Origin of the sequence: Nocardioides sambongensis, assembly GCF_006494815.1 — a bacterium.
Lineage (GTDB): Bacteria > Actinomycetota > Actinomycetes > Propionibacteriales > Nocardioidaceae > Nocardioides > Nocardioides sambongensis.
Map to the genome: position 1 here is coordinate 3,285,289 of NZ_CP041091.1, position 16,299 is coordinate 3,301,587.

The 16,299-nt window shown below is 73.1% G+C and carries 18 protein-coding genes; 11 read left to right on the top strand and 7 right to left on the bottom strand.

What is annotated here, in order from left to right; translation table 11 throughout:
- Nucleotides 1-17: 17 nt before the first annotated feature.
- Both FIV43_RS15455 and FIV43_RS15460 read right to left on the bottom strand, forming a co-directional pair.
- On the bottom strand, nt 18-1,040 hold the full coding sequence (locus FIV43_RS15455) for a hypothetical protein (RefSeq protein WP_141014849.1): 1,023 nt from the start codon (nt 1,038-1,040) through the stop codon (nt 18-20).
- Between the two features lie 31 nt (nt 1,041-1,071).
- On the bottom strand, nt 1,072-1,887 hold the full coding sequence (locus FIV43_RS15460) for a carbon-nitrogen hydrolase family protein (RefSeq protein WP_231123438.1): 816 nt from the start codon (nt 1,885-1,887) through the stop codon (nt 1,072-1,074).
- A gap of 47 nt (nt 1,888-1,934) precedes the next feature.
- Between FIV43_RS15460 and mobA the strand changes: the two genes are divergently transcribed.
- The 4 genes from mobA to FIV43_RS15480 are packed head-to-tail and all read left to right on the top strand — an operon-like array spanning nt 1,935 to nt 4,555.
- Nucleotides 1,935-2,504, top strand: a complete 570-nt coding sequence (gene mobA / locus FIV43_RS15465) for a molybdenum cofactor guanylyltransferase (RefSeq protein WP_231123439.1) — start codon at nt 1,935-1,937, stop codon at nt 2,502-2,504.
- Between the two features lie 58 nt (nt 2,505-2,562).
- The gene (locus FIV43_RS15470; RefSeq protein ID WP_141014850.1) at nt 2,563-2,904 is read left to right on the top strand and encodes a DUF6457 domain-containing protein; all 342 of its coding nucleotides are present in this window, start codon (nt 2,563-2,565) and stop codon (nt 2,902-2,904) included.
- Between the two features lie 32 nt (nt 2,905-2,936).
- Nucleotides 2,937-3,914, top strand: coding sequence for an NAD(P)H-quinone oxidoreductase (locus tag FIV43_RS15475; RefSeq protein ID WP_141014851.1), 978 nt, complete (start codon nt 2,937-2,939; stop codon nt 3,912-3,914).
- A gap of 14 nt (nt 3,915-3,928) precedes the next feature.
- Nucleotides 3,929-4,555 carry a bacterial proteasome activator family protein gene (locus tag FIV43_RS15480; protein ID WP_141014852.1) on the top strand — a complete coding sequence of 209 codons (627 nt, stop codon included), beginning with the start codon at nt 3,929-3,931 and terminating at the stop codon, nt 4,553-4,555.
- Nucleotides 4,556-4,600: 45 nt separating this feature from the next.
- Here the strand turns inward: FIV43_RS15480 and FIV43_RS15485 are convergent, their stop codons facing one another.
- The 3 genes from FIV43_RS15485 to serS are packed head-to-tail and all read right to left on the bottom strand — an operon-like array spanning nt 4,601 to nt 7,462.
- Complete coding sequence (locus tag FIV43_RS15485) at nt 4,601-5,338, bottom strand: hypothetical protein (protein ID WP_141014853.1); 738 nt, start codon at nt 5,336-5,338, stop codon at nt 4,601-4,603.
- Nucleotides 5,335-6,195 carry an HAD family hydrolase gene (locus FIV43_RS15490; RefSeq protein WP_141014854.1) on the bottom strand — a complete coding sequence of 287 codons (861 nt, stop codon included), beginning with the start codon at nt 6,193-6,195 and terminating at the stop codon, nt 5,335-5,337. Before FIV43_RS15490 ends, FIV43_RS15485 begins: the two co-directional genes overlap by 4 nt.
- Nucleotides 6,188-7,462, bottom strand: coding sequence for a serine--tRNA ligase (serS, locus tag FIV43_RS15495; protein WP_141014855.1), 1,275 nt, complete (start codon nt 7,460-7,462; stop codon nt 6,188-6,190). Before serS ends, FIV43_RS15490 begins: the two co-directional genes overlap by 8 nt.
- Nucleotides 7,463-7,673: 211 nt before the next feature.
- Here serS and FIV43_RS15500 point away from each other — a divergent pair, with 211 nt between their 5' ends.
- Nucleotides 7,674-10,118, top strand: a complete 2,445-nt coding sequence (locus FIV43_RS15500; RefSeq protein ID WP_141014856.1) for an Ig-like domain-containing protein — start codon at nt 7,674-7,676, stop codon at nt 10,116-10,118.
- Between the two features lie 10 nt (nt 10,119-10,128).
- Here the strand turns inward: FIV43_RS15500 and FIV43_RS15505 are convergent, their stop codons facing one another.
- Entirely contained in the window at nt 10,129-11,115 is a 987-nt protein-coding gene (locus FIV43_RS15505) for an aldo/keto reductase (protein ID WP_141014857.1), read from the bottom strand.
- A 69-nt stretch (nt 11,116-11,184) separates the two neighbouring features.
- On the opposite strand from FIV43_RS15505, the gene FIV43_RS15510 reads away from it, so the two are divergent.
- Nucleotides 11,185-12,762, top strand: coding sequence for a diacylglycerol kinase family protein (locus tag FIV43_RS15510; protein WP_231123440.1), 1,578 nt, complete (start codon nt 11,185-11,187; stop codon nt 12,760-12,762).
- Between the two features lie 10 nt (nt 12,763-12,772).
- Here FIV43_RS15510 and FIV43_RS15515 read toward each other — a convergent pair whose 3' ends face one another.
- Nucleotides 12,773-13,168, bottom strand: coding sequence for a DUF4446 family protein (locus tag FIV43_RS15515; RefSeq protein ID WP_141014858.1), 396 nt, complete (start codon nt 13,166-13,168; stop codon nt 12,773-12,775).
- Nucleotides 13,169-13,277: 109 nt separating this feature from the next.
- On the opposite strand from FIV43_RS15515, the gene FIV43_RS15520 reads away from it, so the two are divergent.
- The 5 genes from FIV43_RS15520 (at nt 13,278) to FIV43_RS15535 (ending at nt 16,273) form a co-directional block, all read left to right on the top strand.
- Nucleotides 13,278-13,691 carry a hypothetical protein gene (locus FIV43_RS15520; RefSeq protein WP_141014859.1) on the top strand — a complete coding sequence of 138 codons (414 nt, stop codon included), beginning with the start codon at nt 13,278-13,280 and terminating at the stop codon, nt 13,689-13,691.
- A gap of 57 nt (nt 13,692-13,748) precedes the next feature.
- On the top strand, nt 13,749-14,537 hold the full coding sequence (locus tag FIV43_RS15525) for a prephenate dehydratase (RefSeq protein ID WP_141014860.1): 789 nt from the start codon (nt 13,749-13,751) through the stop codon (nt 14,535-14,537).
- Between the two features lie 71 nt (nt 14,538-14,608).
- Entirely contained in the window at nt 14,609-14,989 is a 381-nt protein-coding gene (locus tag FIV43_RS23225) for an arginine deiminase family protein (protein ID WP_269204020.1), read from the top strand.
- An 8-nt stretch (nt 14,990-14,997) separates the two neighbouring features.
- Complete coding sequence (locus FIV43_RS15530; RefSeq protein WP_269204021.1) at nt 14,998-15,858, top strand: arginine deiminase family protein; 861 nt, start codon at nt 14,998-15,000, stop codon at nt 15,856-15,858.
- 46 nt (nt 15,859-15,904) lie between these two features.
- A complete protein-coding gene (locus FIV43_RS15535; RefSeq protein ID WP_141014861.1) occupies nt 15,905-16,273 on the top strand; it encodes a Crp/Fnr family transcriptional regulator in 369 nt (122 codons plus the stop codon).
- The last annotated feature ends 26 nt before the right edge of the window (nt 16,274-16,299 follow it).

Sequence of the window (16,299 nt, forward strand, 5' to 3'; positions counted from 1 at the left end):
AGACCAGCCCGGGAGCCTCAGAGCAGCGCGGCGGTGCGCGGCGGCTCGGGGCGGATCGCGTCGAGCTTCTCCGCCACCCGGCGCCGCCGGCCGCGGTTGCCGGTGAGCAGCAGGTCCAGCCGGATCACCACCCAGCCGATCAGGACGCCGATGACCAGGCTGAACCCGATCGACAGCAACGCCTCGTCGAAGGTGATCATCGGGTTGCCCAGGGCCGTTGCGATCGGGGCGGTGGCGGCCACGCCGAACGCGGAGACCCACCAGCCCTGCCGGCGGCGCGCCCGCAGGTGGCAGCCGTAGACCAGCGCCGGGACCCCCAGCACGGTCGAGATGGGCCGCGGGAAGGCGCCGAGGTTGTCCCGGCTCCAGCGGACCGCCTCGAGCAGGTCGTCGACGGTGCTGCTCGATCCGTAGCGGCGCAGCAGCTCGGCGTAGAGCAGGGTGAGCGAGAGCAGCACGGCCCCCACCACGACGACGATCATGCCGCGCTTGCCGAGCCCGTGGAACCCGGCGCCGAGCCGGTAGACGACGACGAAGACGCCGATCAGTCCCAGGGCCAGCGTCGTGTACTCGTAGCGTTCCACGCTGATCGCCGGCTCGAAGCCGATGCTGGCCACGGCTCCTACCGCGGCGATGACCACCCCGACCAGCGCCTCGCGCGCGGCCGCCCAGAGACCCTTCGTCGGGACGGTGATCATCACCCCGAGCACCGCGGCCACGGTGGCGGTCAGCACCGACGCCCCGGTGCGCAGCAGGTCCTGGTCGGAGAGGACCGCGGACAGCCCGATCGCCAGCGCCAGGGTGCCGAAGACCACCGGCCGACCGCCCTCCCGGGCGGCCAGTCCCCAGCTGTAGACGGTCGCGACGGTAACCGCCCCGGCGGCGGCCAGCCACTCCGGTCCGACCGGCACCATCGCGGCGACCAGGCACCCGGTGCCGACCAGGACACCCACGACCGCGGCCACCAGCGGCCACCGCGATGCGGCGAGCGCCGCGGTGCGGGTTCGGAGCCGACGGGGGAGATCGGAGGGGGTGGGCACGGCCGTTCAGACTAGGGCATCGCCGAAGTGGTCAGAGCCGCCGGTTGCGCAGCGAGGGATTCGCGTCACGGGTCCGAAGGAGCAGCTCGGGGTCGGCGACGGCCGTCGTCGTGGCGGGGTCCTCGGACTCGCCCAGCGCGGCGATCTCGCGGCCCATCGGGTCCAGCACCAGGCTGGTGCCGCAGTAACGCGGGGCCGGCTGCCCGGCCGCCGCGACGTAGACGGTGTTCTCGATCGCGCGGGCGGTCAGCAGGGTGCGCCAGTGGTGCACCTTGCCCTCCCCGGCGACCCAGGCGGCCGGCAGCACCAGGACGTCGGCACCGGCGTCGACCAGGGAGCGCGCCATCTCCGGGAAGCGCAGGTCGTAGCAGGTCATCAGCCCGACCCGCCAGCCGCCGACCTCCACGACCGTCGGGGCCACCCCACCGGCGCTGAGCCGGTCGGACTCCCGGTAGCCGAACGAGTCGTAGAGATGCACCTTCCGGTACGACGCCGCGGCCGCCCCGCGAACCAGCAGCGTGTTGTAGGGCCGCTCCGGATCGGGACCGGCCTCGAACATCCCCGCCACCACGGTGGTCCCCCGATCCTCGGCGACCCGGGCCAGCTCCGACCCGAACGGCCCGTCGAGCGGCTCCGCGAAGGGGCTCACGTCCGAGCCCGCCGAACCGAAGTCGCGGGCGAACGCCTCGGGCAGCACCACCAGGTCGGGGCGTTCGGCGCCCTCCGCACGGGGCACCAGCCGGTCGAGCGCCGCCCGGTTGTCGGCAGGCTCGAGGGAGGAGGCCGCCTGCACCAGGGTGATCCGCAGCGGCCGGGTCGGGGCGGGTCGATCGGTGGTCTCACGCACCCGTCCAGCCTGCCACTCGGCGGGTGGGCTGTGCGAGGCTGCCGGACGTGATCGAGACCGGGCTGACCACCTTCTCCGCGATCGTGCTGGCCGGCGGCCGGGCCAGCCGGCTCGGTGGAGCCGACAAGGCGTCAATCGAGCTGGACGGCCGCACCCTCCTGGCGCGCAGCCTGGACGCGGTGATCGACGCCGCCGAGGTGGTCGTGGTGGGTACGCAGGTCCCGACCGAGCGGCCGGTGACCTTCGTGGTCGAGGACCCGGCCTTCGGCGGACCCGTGGCGGGTCTGCTGACCGGGCGCGACCAGCTGCTGCGTCGTACTCCGGTGCTGGCGGTGCTGGCGGTGGACATGCCCTTCCTCACCGCGACGACGTTCCGGCGGCTCACCGCGGCGGCGGTCGGGCACGACGGCGCGATCCTGACCGACCCCGACGGCCGGCGACAGCTCGCGCTGGTGGTGGAGACCGCGCGGCTGGACGCGGTGCGCCCGGGCCGGGAGGAGCAGCACGGAGCGGCGCTGCACCGACTGCTGGAGCCGTTCGACCTGGCCGAGGTCGACGCCCGCGGCGACGAGCACCGCGACGTCGACACCTGGACCGATCTGCGCGACCTGGCCTGACCTGGGGCTTCGCGGATCGCTCTTGTCGGATCGGGCGACCGAGGTCCACCCTGGACGGGTGAACCTCCACGACTGGATCGACGAGGTGTGCGACCTGCTCGACATCGAGGCAGAGGCGGACGAGGCGCTGCTCGCCGACCTCGCCGAGGTCGCGGTGGACAACGTGCACGCCTCGGCCGGGCCGGTCACCGCGTTCCTCCTCGGGGTCGCTGCCGGGGGCGGGGAGACCGACCCGGAGCGGATCGAGGCGATGGCGGCGCGGGTCCAGGCCCTCGCCGAGGCATGGGACCGACCGGCCGGCGCGGTCGACGAGACCGACGAGGACCCCGAGGCCGACGAGCTGGTCGACGCGACCGCCCCGGACTCCGTCACGGAGGCCGACGAGGAGTCGCTGGTCTGAGACCCTGCCCGGCCAGCGGGCACACTGGTCCCATGCGTGCCGTCACCACGACCGAGCCCGGTGGACCCGAGGTCCTCACGATCAGCGACGTCCCCGACCCCCGTCCGGGCCCCGGCGAGGTGGTCCTCGACGTCGCCGCCGCCGCCGTCAACCGGGCCGACCTGCTCCAGCGGATGGGCTTATACCCGCCGCCTCCGGGGGCGAGCGAGATCATCGGCCTGGAGTGCAGCGGCACCGTGTCCGCAGTCGGCGACGGCGTCACCGACTGGTCCGTCGGCGACCGGGCCTGCGCCCTGCTCGCCGGAGGTGGGTACGCCGAGAAGGTGGCCGTCCCCGCCGGGCAGCTGATGCCCGTGCCGGACGGGATCGACCTGGTCACCGCGGCCGCGCTGCCGGAGGTGGCCTGCACGGTGTGGTCCAACGTGTTCATGACCGCCGCCCTCGACGACGCCGACGTGCTGCTGGTGCACGGCGGCGCGGGCGGCATCGGCACCTTCGCCATCCAGCTGGCCTCGGCCCGCGGCCACCGGGTCTTCACCACGGCCGGCTCGCCGGAGAAGCGGGAGCGCTGCGTGGCACTCGGCGCGGAGGTCGCGATCGACTACCGCGAGGAGGACTTCGTCGAGGTGGTGCGCGAGCGCACCGACGGCGTCGGCGCGGACGTCGTGCTGGACAACATGGGGGCGAAGTACCTCGACCGCAACATCGATGTCCTCGCCGACTCCGGTCGACTGGTGATCATCGGGATGCAGGGCGGCGCGAAGGCGGAGCTCAACATCGCCAAGCTGCTCGGCAAGCGCGGCGCCGTGATCGCCACCGCGCTGCGGTCCCGGCCGGTGGAGGACAAGTCCTGGATCTGCGCCGACGTGGTCGAGCACGTGTGGCCGCTGGTCGAGTCCGGAGCCGTCGAGCCGATCGTGGGCAACGTCCTGCCGTTGGAGCAGGTCGCCGAGGCGCACCGACTGCTGGACGGGGACGGCAACATCGGCAAGATCCTGCTCACCCTCTGACCTAGGCTGGCCGCATGACGCAGACCCCCTCCGGAGACGGGCAGGACGACCAGCAGCGGATCGTGGTGATCGGCCCCGACGGGCAGCCCGTAGGCGCCGTACCGGCCAGTGCGCTGACCCAGGCATCCCTCGGTGGCGACGACACGCAGGCCGGCGACGACGACGACGGGGAGGGCGAGGGCAAGTCCCTCACCGACCTGGTCGAGCAGCCCGCGAAGGTGATGCGGATCGGCAGCATGATCCGCCAGCTGCTGGAGGAGGTGAAGGCCGCGCCGCTGGACGACGCCAGCCGCCACCGCCTCGCCGAGATCCACCGCTCCTCGATCGCCGAGCTCGAGCAGGGCCTCGCTCCGGAGCTGATCGAGGAGCTGGAGCGGCTCTCCCTCCCCTTCGACGAGGAGGCCACGCCGTCGGAGCCCGAGCTGCGGATCGCCCAGGCGCAGCTGGTCGGATGGCTGGAGGGACTCTTCCACGGCATCCAGACGGCCATCTACGCCCAGCAGATGGCGTCCCGCGCCCAGTTCGAGCAGATCCGGCGGGCGTTGCCCCAGGGTGGCGGACCGATGATGCCCGGCGCACCGCAGGCCGCCGGAGCCGACGAGCAGGGCGAGGAGAGCCGCGGCGGCGGCATGTACCTCTGACCGGCCGAGGTTGCGGCCGGGGTTGCGGCCGGGTCAGCGACCGCGTCAGTGCCGCTCGCGGCCCAGCCGACCGACCAGCGCCAGGCCGAGCACCCCGACGATCGCCAGCGCGCCACCGGGCGCGATCAGCCGCCCCAGCATCGGCGGGTCCTCCTCGGCGTCCGCGCTGAGGGCGAGGTTGGGGTCGACGGCCGACGGCTGCGCCGGGATCAGCGCGGCGGCGAGGTGCTCCTCGACGCCGGCGGTCATCCCCTTCGGCAGCAACACCGCACCGGTGCACGGGTCGGCGGCGAGCTGGTTGCCCTCGTCGGTGGCGAAGAAGAGGTAGGTGTCACCGACCAGCAGGCGGCCGCTGGTCTCGCCCAGATCGTTGGTCAGCACCACGGTGATCTCGGACCCGGCGTCGACGAGCCCGCGGTAGTCGACCTCCACCTGGACCGTGTGGCGCCACTCGACGGTGGCCGGCGCGGCCGCGTCCGTCGCGGTGCCGGTCGCCGGGTCGGAGGCGGCCGGCTGCTGCGTCGCTCCGGGGGACGCGGGGATCTCGCTACGCACCCGGACCCGCCGCAGCGCGGTCACCTCGCCGACGAAGACGTTGTCCGCGTCTGCCGCCCGGTCGGAGACCGCGTCCTCGTCGCTCAGGTCGAGCTCACCGCAGGCCCGCGCGGACGGCGCGAGCTCGCCCGGCGCTGCCGCGGTCGCCGGCGCGGCCACGCCGAGCGCAGCGGTCGCCGCAGCGGCGACCAGGCCGGCGCGCAGGAGCGGGGTGCGGGCGGTGGTCACCGGGACATCCCAACAGATCCGGCGCCGGGGAACCAGCGCGAGATCTCCAGGGCGGCCCCGTCCTCGTCGACGGTGGCGGTGACCGCGTCCGCGGTCTCCTTCACCTCGTCGACGGCCTGACCCATCGCGACGCCGCGGCGGGCCCAGGTGAGCATCTCGAGGTCGTTGCGGCCGTCGCCGATGGCGAGCACGTCGTCGGCGGTGAGGCCGAGCTCGTCGGCGACGTACTGCAGTCCCGAGGCCTTGGAGACCCCGACCGGTGCCAGGTCGAGCCAGGCGGTCCAGCCGATCGCGTAGTCGGTGCCCTGCAGCCCCAGCCGCTCGGCGAGCGCGACGAACTCCTCCACCGTCGCCTTCGGGTCGCGGATGATGACCCGGCTGACCGGCTGGGAGACCATCTCCTCCACATCCGCGATGGTGAGGTTGTCGCCCAGCTCGCCCTCGGGGAACGGTGCGGAGACGCGATAGCCCACGCCCCTCTCCTCGACCGCGACCAGCGCCTCGGGGTGCGCGGCGAGCACCGCGCGCACCGCCGGCGCCGCGTCGAAGGTGACCTCGTGCACCACGTCCATCGGCGGGTAGCGGAAGACCACCGCGCCGTTGGCAGCGACCACCCAGAGCTTCTCCCCGTGGCCGTGCAGGTCGAGCATGTCGGCGACCACGGTCATGTTGTGCGGCGCCCGCCCCGAGGCCAGTACGACGTGTGCGCCGGCGTCCAGCACGCTCTGGACGGCGTCGTGAACCGCCTCGGTGACCTCCTCGTGACTGAGCCCGCGGCCCTGCACCCAGCGCAGCAGGGTGCCGTCGATGTCGAGCGCGACGATCTTGGGCGTCCAGCCCGGGTCGACCTCAGCCACGGGTCACCGGCCTCAGCACCTCGGCGCCAGCCATGTAGGGCCGCAGCGCGACCGGCACGGTGACCGAGCCGTCCTCGTTCTGGTGGGTCTCCAGGATCGCCACGATCGCGCGGGGGATCGCGGTGAGCGTGCCGTTGAGGGTGGCCACCGGGGTGGTGCGGCCCTCGTCGTTGCGGGTGCGCACGTCGAGGCGGCGCGCCTGGAACTCGGTGCAGTTGGAGGTCGAGGTGAGTTCGCGGTACTTGCCCTGGGTGGGGATCCACGCCTCGCAGTCGAACTTGCGGATCGCGCTGAGGCCGAGGTCGCCGGCAGCGGTGTCGATCACCCGGTAGGCGAGCTCGAGCTTGTCGAGGAACTCCTTCTCCCAGGCCAGCAACCGCTCGTGCTCGGCGTAGGACTCCTCGAGCGTGGTGTAGACGAACATCTCGACCTTGTCGAACCAGTGCACCCGGATGATGCCGCGGGTGTCCTTGCCGTGCGAGCCGGCCTCCTTGCGGAAGCACGGGCTCATCGCGGCGTAGCGCAGCGGCAGCGCGGCCGGGTCCAGGATCTCGTCGGAGTGGTAGGCCGCCATCGCGACCTCCGAGGTGCCCACGAGGTACATGTCCTCGCCCTCGATCCGGTAGACGTCGTCGGCGGCCTGGCCGAGGAAGCCGGTGCCCTCCATCGCCCGCGGCTTGACCAGCGACGGTGCGATCACCTGGGTGAAGCCGGCCTCGCGGGCCTGGTCCATGGCCAGGTTGACCAGGGCCAGCTCGAGCTGGGCGCCGACGCCGGTGAGGAAGTAGAAGCGCGAGCCGGAGACCTTGGCCCCCCGCTCGAGGTCGATCGCTCCCAGCATCCTGCCGAGCTCGACGTGATCGCGCGGGGTGAAGTCGAACTCGCGCGGAGTGCCCACGTGCTCGAGCACGGTGAAGTCGTCCTCGCCACCCGCCGGCGCCTCGTCGGCGGCGATGTTGGGGATCGACGTGATCGCGGCGTCCCAGGCCTCCTCGGCGGCGCCCTGGGCCGCCTCGGCCGCCTTCACCTCGGCGGCCAGCTGCTTGACCTGGGCCAGCAGGGCCTGCTTCTCCTCGCCCTGGGCCTGGGCGACCTGCTTGCCCATCGCCTTCTGCTCGGCGCGCTTGGTCTCGAACTCGGCGATCGCCGCGCGGCGCGCGGAGTCGGCCTCGAGCGCCACGTCCACCACGCCGGCGGAGAGCCCGCGCTTGGCCTGGGCGGCGCGGACGCGGTCGGGCTCGTCACGGAGGATGCGCGGGTCGATCATGCGAGGAAGATTATCGGGAGGGCCCGACGCCGACCGATTCGCGGCCGATCGGGACCTTGGTCCCGGATCCGTCCGGGAGGCGGGATGGCGCCGCTGCCGGCAGTGCGACTGCACTAGCGTCCACGAGTTCGCGCGGCCCTGTCGGGAGGTCCGTCCGCCACGACGCATCGTCGCCCAGCCCCGAGGACCTCCCGTGCCGCACACCTCGCGCATGTTCCGCGCCGTCCTGGCCCCCTTGCTCGCCGCCGCGATCGCGCTCGGCGCCCTCGTCGCGACGAGTCCTGCTGCGCACGCGGCGGACCCGGACGACTCGGCGGATCCGGCGTCCTTTGCCGACGACTTCGAGCGCCCCGACTCCGGCGACCTCGGCCCGAAGTGGACCGTGCCGGACCCGGTCGGGGCGGGGCTCAGCATCGAGGACGGCGCGCTGGTGCGCCACGGCGCGGGTCAGGGGCACGCCGAGTCGGTGAACGCCGCGGCCCTCGGGCAGATGATCCGGTTCGACTTCGAGTTCGAGCCGGGGGCGCCGTCCACGTTGGGGGTCAGCTTCACCATCACCAACCACGCCCCCGCGTTCTATGCCCTTCGTGACACCGACGGTGACGGTCGCGCGGACGTGTATGGGATTTCTTTTTACTCCATGCCGTCCTACTGGCGGCCGATGCCCGAGCCCATCGGCTCCGGCAGCATCCTCGCGGGGACGACCGACACGGGTGGAGTCCAGACCAGGGTGGTGCAGCGGGGAGCCCTCGACTTCCGTCATGGCGTCGTCTTCGGCAGTGGGACATCGAGCCCTGACGCCACGGTGGGGCTGGGTGTCCGGCTCACCGCTGGTGTGAAGGTCGCGGCGGTGGGGAGCACGAAGATTCCGAACACGGTGGCCTTCACCACGACCGCACCCGACGACCTGGGGGTGGGCGAGACCTATGTGGCCGCCGCGTCCGGTTCCGGTGACCGTGCCGCCACGGTGACGTCGGCCACCCCGGCCACCTGCACGGTCGCCGGCAGCACGGTGAGAGCGGTGGCGCCCGGTCTCTGCACAGTGACCGCGTTCGCGTACGGCTCCGATTTCGTCGCGAACGGCACGGCCACCCAGAGCTTCACGGTGGTCAAGGCCCGCTCCAACGCGATCACCTTCACCAGCCCCTCCCCGGTCCCTGCCCTCGTCGGCGACACCCACACCCTGTCCGCCACCGCCGAGTCCGGCGCCGCGGTCACCTTCGCCAGCACCACCCCGTCGGTGTGCACGGTGACCGACGACGAGGTGAACGACGACAGGGTCGACCTGGTCGCTGCGGGCCGCTGCAGCATCACCGCCACCAGCCCGGCGACCGGCACGCACCCCGCGGCCACCCCGGCGATCCAGGCCTTCGACGTCACCCGGGTGCCGGTCATGCTGACGCTCACCTCCACCTCCACTGCCCCGACCTACGGCGAGCAGTTCGACGTGACCGCGACCGTCGCCAGCGACCAGGCCGACCTGGACGGCCGGGTGGACTTCACCGTCAACGGCGTCGTCGTCCCGGTCGCCGTCGAGGACGGCGAGGCGACCCTCGCCGACCTGACGTTGCCGGCCGGGACCCACCGGCTGACCGCCGGCTACGTCCCGACCGACGAGGTCCGGTACGACCGCGCGGACGACCACCTCGACCTGACGGTGGCCAAGGCCGCCACCACCACCTCGGTCGCGCTCGACACCGCGGGGGCCGCCGCCACGGTCGCCACGGACGCGACCCACGGCGAGGACCCCACCGGCACGGTCGACTTCCTGGTCGACGGCACCCCGGCCGGCACCGCCACGCTGGTCGACGGCACCGCCACCCTGGCCACCTCGATCCCCGCCGGGGCCACGGTCGCCGCCTCCTACTCCGGCGACGCCTCCTACACACCCTCGTCGGGATCCATCCTCCGGTCGGCGCCGACGATCACCGCGACCGTGCACTCCTCGCGCCAGCGCGACGGCTGGCGCCGCGGACCGGTGAGGGTCACCTTCACCTGCACGGCCGGCAGCGCCACCGCGACGCTGGCCGAGCCGTGCCCGGCCCCGGTCACCGTCCGCCGCCACGGGCGCCACGAGATCACCCGCTCGATCACCACCACCGACGGCGCCGTCGCCACCACCACCGCCCAGTTCGCCCTCGACGCCCGCCGGCCCCGGGTCCGGTTCACCGACCTGCGCGACGGACAGGTGTTCCTGGGCGGGCTGCCGCGACCCGAGGTGGTCGACCGCGACGCCGGGTCGGGAGTGGCGCGGGTCCGGGTACGTCGTACCGCACTGCGCGGGGACCGGGTCCGGGTCACCGCGACCGCGACCGACCGCGTCGGCCTCAGCTCACGGGCCTCGGTGGTCGTCCACGTCCCCCGGTACGGCGTCCTCGGGGCACCCTTCCGCGACGGCCGGTGGCAGCTGCGCCGCGGGCGCTCCTACACCGTGGTCGCCCTCTCCGAGCAGCGACCCCGCTACGTCTACGCCGGCTACCAGCACCGCCGACCGGTCGGCGGCAACGTGCCCTTCCAGCGCGCCGGCCGACAGTCCGGGCTGCCGCGGTGGACGTTCGGGGTGTCGATGGACCGGGCCATGCCGCTCGGCCCGTGGAGCCTCGGCGTCCGGGACCGCGGCCGGCTGCACGACGTACCGATCCGGCTGACCCGCTAGGAGACTTGTCCTAGAAGAGGGCGACCTTCTCGGGCGCCGGGAAGAGCTCGTCCAGCTCGGCCAGGTCGTCGGGCGTCGGGGTCCAGGCGGTGGCGGCGGCGTTCGCCTCGATCTGCTCGGGACGGGTGGCGCCCGCGATCACGCTCGCCACCGGTTCCTGGGCCAGCAGCCAGCCGATCGCGACCGCGACCCCGTCGATGCCCCGCTCCTCGGCGAAGCGGCCGTAGGCCTTCATCCGCGGTGAGACGGCCTCGGTCAGCAGGTGCTGGCGGGTGGTCGAGAGCCGGGTGCCCTCGGCCGCCTCGCCGGAGGCGTACTTGCCGGTGAGCAGCCCGTTGGCGAGCGGGAAGTAGGGCAGCACGCCGAGGCCGAACGTGCGGCTCGCCGGCAGCACCTCCAGCTCGGCGCGACGGTCGAGCAGGTTGTAGTGGTTCTGGCTGGAGACGAACCGCTCGGCGCCGAGCTCGCGGGCGACGTACTCGGCCTGCGCGATCTGCCAGCCGGCCTGGTTGGAGTGGCCGACGTAGCGGACCTTGCCGGCGCGCACCAGCTCGTCGAGCGCGGCGATGGTCTCCTCGATCGGGGTGGCCGGGTCGGGGGTGTGGAACTGGTAGAGGTCGATGTGGTCGGTGCCCAGCCGGCGCAGCGACGCCTCGACGGCGGTCCGGATGTAGCGCCGCGAACCTCGCGCGCCGAAGTCCGGCCCGTTGGCGCCGGCCATGTCCATGCCGAACTTCGTCGCCACCACCGCCTCGTCGCGGCGCGACCCGAGCGCCCGGCCCAGGCGCTCCTCGGCCAGGCCCGGGGCTGCGCCGTAGATGTCGGCGCAGTCGAAGAGAGTGATGCCCGCGTCCAGGGCGGCTCCGACCAGCCGGTCGCTGCCCTCCTGGCTCTCGCTCGCGGCGCCCCGCCGGCCGAGCACGTTGCAGCCCAGCCCGACGGCGGAGACCGCGAGACCGGAGCGACCGAGGCGACGCAGCGCAGGGGTGTGGCTCATGGCACCGACGCTACGCCGCGTGGCCACGACGGCACGGGCCGGGCCGGGGTGGTGCTCTATCCTCGCGACGTGCTGGACCGTCCTCGTCGTACTCCCCTGCTCGTCGGCCTCGGCTGCCTCGTCGCGTTCGCGGTGCTGACCGCCGGAGTGCTCGCCGAGTGGACCTGGCTGGTCGACCTCGACCACCGCGGCGAGCCGGCCCGCGCCTGGGCGCTGGACGACCGCGGCCTGCTGGACGTGCTGCACTTCGTCGAGGTCGCCTTCGGCACCATCGCGATGACGATCTACACCGTCGTGCTGGCGGCGGCGATGGCGATCAAGGGACACCGGCGCGCGGTGGTGCTGATCATCGCGGTGATGGTCGCCTGCTCGGCCGCCACCACCGGACTCAAGCTGCTCGTCGGTCGCGAGCGTCCCGACTGGCAGTCGACCGACTTCCTGCTGCACAACAACGCCTTCCCCTCCGGCCACGCCTCCTCGATCACGGCCCTGGGCGGCCTGGTCCTGGTCCTGGTCACCATGCTGGTACGTCGCGCCAGCATCCGCCGGCTCACCTGGGTGCTGGTCGTGCTGGTCGTCGCCCTGGTCTCGGCCGACCGGGTGCTGCTGGGCCGTCACTACCCCTCCGACGTGGTGGGCGGGATCCTGCTCGGCGCGGCGACGGTGCTGATCGGGGTGGCGATCTACAGCCCGCTGCCCCGCAGCCACGCGGCGAAGGCGGCCCCGCTGCCCGACCCGCTGCCGTCCGCCCGGCGGCTCGCGGTGGTGCTCAACCCGATCAAGGTGGAGTCCGTCGAGGCGTTCCAGGCGCTGGTGACCTCGATGGCGGTCGAAGCCGGCTGGTCCGCCCCGAGCTGGCACTTCACCACCGTCGAGGACCCCGGCAAGGGCCAGGCGCACCAGGCGGCCGTCCAGGGCTCGGACCTGGTCATCGTGTGCGGCGGCGACGGCACCGTCCGCGAGGTGTGCGCCGAGCTCGCCGGGACGGGCGTCCCGGTCGGCATCGTCCCGGCCGGCACCGGCAACCTGCTCGCCCGCAACCTCGACATCCCGCTGTTCATCCGCGCCGCGATCGACATCGCGCTGACCGGTCAGGACCGCGCCATCGACATGGTCGCCGTCTCCGGGGACGACCTGGAGTCCACGCACTTCCTGGTGATGGCCGGGATGGGGTTCGACGCGGCGATCATGGAGGGGGTCAACGAGGACATCAAGAAGAAGGTCGGCTCGCTGGCCTACGTGCTCTCCGGGCTGAAGTCGCTGATGTTCCCGGCGATGAAGCTGGAGGTCTCCGTCGACGACGAGCCGTTCACCCGGCACCGGGCCCGCACCTGCGTGATCGGCAACGTCGGCAGCCTGCAGGGCGGGATGATGCTGCTGCCCGATGCCAGCATCGACGACGGCCAGCTGGACGTGGTGCTCCTCTACCCGCGCCGGTTCCTCTCCTGGATCCCGCTGGTGGTCCGGGTGATCACCCGGCGCGAGAAGCGGGCCGGGGAGTCGCTGGCCCGGATGACCGGCCGGAAGGTCGTCGTACGGGCGTCGGCGGAGGTGCCCCGGCAGCTCGACGGTGACATCGTCGGCGCCGGTCGCGAGCTGACCATGGAGTGCATCCACGGACGGCTGCTGGTGCGGGTGCCGCGCTGACCCCCGTGGGTCAGAGGCGCGCCATCCGGGCGTGCGCGACGGCCTCGGACTCCTCCGGGGAGAGCTCCTGCTCGCTGGACCAGCCGACGACGGACTTGGTGTAGGTCCGTGACTCGTTGCGACCGCGGATGGAGCTGAGCACCACCCCGTCGCCGCCGTCGTCGAGCAGCGCCAGCGACCAGGACAGCCGGCCGCCCATCTCCTCGAAGGCGTCGTAGCGGATCACCGCGAGGTGGCGCAGCGCCCCCTTCGCCTCGGCCCGCAGCGCCGCCACCTCCGCCCGCAGACCCGGTACGTCGGCGGGCAGGTCGTGATCGGGACGCCGGCGCGACCACCGGTCGACGAGCACCAGTGCGAGCGCCGCGGCGGCGAGGACGACGGCGATGCCCGCCAGCAAGAGCTCCATGGCGCCAAGGTAGTTCGCGCGGGTGCCCGGGCTCCTGAACGGGGCCGTGTGTCGGAACCGGGTATGCGTGCTCAGGCGCCGCCGCCGGTCCGCGACGAGCGTGGTCGCCATGCTGATCTGCGCTCGCGTCCTGAACGTCCTGATGCTGCTGCTCGGGGTGTCCCTGGCCCTGCTCGGCGCCGGCACCGCGCTGCTCGCCGGCGCCCGCCTGGGCGCGACCTCGGGCACCGGCTGGGACGGTGTGGTGGTCGTCCTCGGCCTGGCCGCGGCCCTTCCCGGGGTCTGGCTGGCCGGGTGCGCCGGAGCCGCCGCGGCCCGCTGGCGGCGCCGGCCGAGCACGGCCGTGCTGCTGGCCGCGCTGGGTCCCGGGCTGCTCGGCGGGATGCTGCTCTTCTCCGGCCTGGTCGGCGGGCTCGGGGTGGTGGCGCTGCCGTTCGCGGCCCTCTTCCTGGCGTTGACCGTGGTGCCGGCGAGCGCCTACGCGGGGCTGGAGACGCCGGTCCGGCTCGGCCCACTACCCTGAGCGCATGCCCCGCATCGCCTACCAGGGGAACCCGGCGCGAACTCCGCGATCGTCTGCATGCAGCACTACCCGGACTGGGAGGCGGTGCCCTGCGCCTCGTTCGAGGACGTGTTCGCGGCGATGACCACCGGGGCCGCCGAGCTGGCGATGATCCCGATCGACAACTCGATCGCCGGCCGGGTCGCCGACATCCACCACTTCCTGCCCGGCTCCGGGCTGCACATCATCGGTGAGCACTACCTGCGCATCCAGTTCATGCTGATGGCCGTCCCGGACGCCTCGCTGGACACGATCAGGACGGTGCACAGCCACGTGCACGCGCTGGGCCAGTGCCGCAAGGTGATCCGCGAGCTCGGCCTCACCCCGATCATCTCCGGCGACACCGCCGGCGCCGCCCGCGAGGTGGCCGAGGCCGCCGACCCGACCCAGGCTTCGATCTCGCCGCCGTTGGCGGCGGAGACCTACGGGCTGCGGATCCTGCGCGAGGACGTCGAGGACGAGGACCACAACACCACCCGCTTCGTGGTGCTCTCCCGCGACTTCGTGCAGGCCCCTGCCGGCAACGGCCCGGTGGTGACCACCTTCGTGTTCAACGTGCGCAACATCCCGGCCGCGCTCTACAAGGCGCTCGGCGGCTTCGCCACCAACGGCATCAACATGACCAAGCTGGAGAGCTACATGGTCGGCGGCGAGTTCGTCGCCACCCAGTTCCTCGCCGAGGTCGACGGACACCCGGACGACCCGCCGCTGGCCCGGGCCCTGGAGGAGCTGCACTTCTTCACCACCGAGGTGAAGATCCTGGGCGTCTATCCCGCCGACCCGTTCCGCGCCGACCACCGGGGCTGAGCCTCGGGGCGTCGGGTGGGCGTCGGCGGCGGGGTGGCCGGATCCACCCCGGACCCACCTAGAGTCGCCCCATGACGCACCAGGTGACGCCTCAGGCCGGCGTGGACAGTGAGGTCGGTCGACTCCGCACGGTGATGCTGCACCGGCCGGGGCCGGAGCTCCAGCGGCTGACCCCGCGCAACAACGACCGCCTGCTCTTCGACGGCATCCCGTGGGTGACCCGCGCCCAGGAGGAGCACGACGCCTTCGCCGAGGCGCTGCGCGACCGGGACGTCGAGGTGCTCTACCTGACCGAGCTGCTGACCCAGACCCTCGCCGACGCGGAGGCACGCACGGTCGCGGTCGAGACCGCGTTGACCGGCAGCGGCGGACTGGACCTGGGGACACCGTCCGCGGCCGGCTGCACGCGTTCCTCGACGACGCCACCCCCGAGGAGCTCACGCTCCACCTGACTGCCGGGGTGCGCAACGACGAGCTCCGGGCCGCGGTCGGGCCGAGCGCCAGCTCGCTGGTCACCACGCTGATGCCGGACGACTGGTTCCTGGTCGAGCCGCTGCCGAACCTGCTCTTCACCCGCGACTCCTCGGTCTGGTTGCCCGACCGGGTCGCGATCACCTCGCTGGCGATGCCGGCCCGCAAGCGGGAGACCCAGCTGACCGAGCTGATCTACCGGTTCCACCCGCGCTTCGCCGACGTCGCCCGCAGCCACGGCCACCGGCTGGAGCACGTCGAGGGCGGCGACGTACTGCTGCTGGCGCCCGGCGTGATCGCGGTCGGCGTCGGTGAGCGGACCACACCGGCGGGGGCCGAGCGGCTGGCCCGCCAGGTCTTCGAGGACGGTCTGGCGCACACCCTGCTGGTGGTGCCGATCGCCCAGGAGCGCGCCACCATGCACCTGGACACGGTCTGCACGATGGTCGACGTGGACAAGGTGGTGATGTACCCGAACATCGCGGACACCCTCACCGCCTACGCGGTCACCGCCGCGGACGGGTACGGCGAGGGCAGCCTGCGGCTGGACGTCGCCGACCCCGAGCCGTTCCTGGTGGCGGCGGCGCGGGCGATGCGGATCGACCGGCTGGAGCTGATCGACACCGGCCTGGACGCGGTCACCGCCGAGCGCGAGCAGTGGGACGACGGCAACAACACGCTCGCGCTGGCCCCGCGCCTGGCGGTCGCCTACGAGCGCAACGTCGAGACCAACGCGCGGCTCGAGGACGCGGGCATCGAGGTGGTCCGGATCTCCGGCTCCGAGCTCGGCTCGGGCCGGGGAGGTCCCCGGTGCATGAGCTGCCCGATCCGCCGGGACCCACTGCCGTGAGGAGCCACTGCCGTGACCTGACGCCGGGGCGCGGCGTTGTCCCGGCATGAGCACGTTCTTCGAGCACTTCACCCCCACCGAGATCGCCCGGATCAGCGGCGCGGGCCGGCGGGTCAAGCTCCCGCAGGGCTGGTCGCCGATCTGGGAGGACACCCCGGCCGACAAGGCCTACATCATCCTGTCCGGCACCGCGTCCATCCGCCGCGACGGCGAGGAGATCGCCCAGCTCGGGGCGGGCGACATCGTCGGTGAGGCCGCGATCGTGGGTCAGCGGCTGCGCAACGCGAGCGTGGTGGCGCTGACCCCGCTGGAGACGATCCATCTGACCGACGAGACACTGCGCGAACTCGACAAGGACATGCCGTCGTTCCACGACGCGCTGGTCGAGGTGGCCCGGTCGCGGGTCTCCGGCTGAGCCGCTGCCCCCACCCTCGCGGGGCG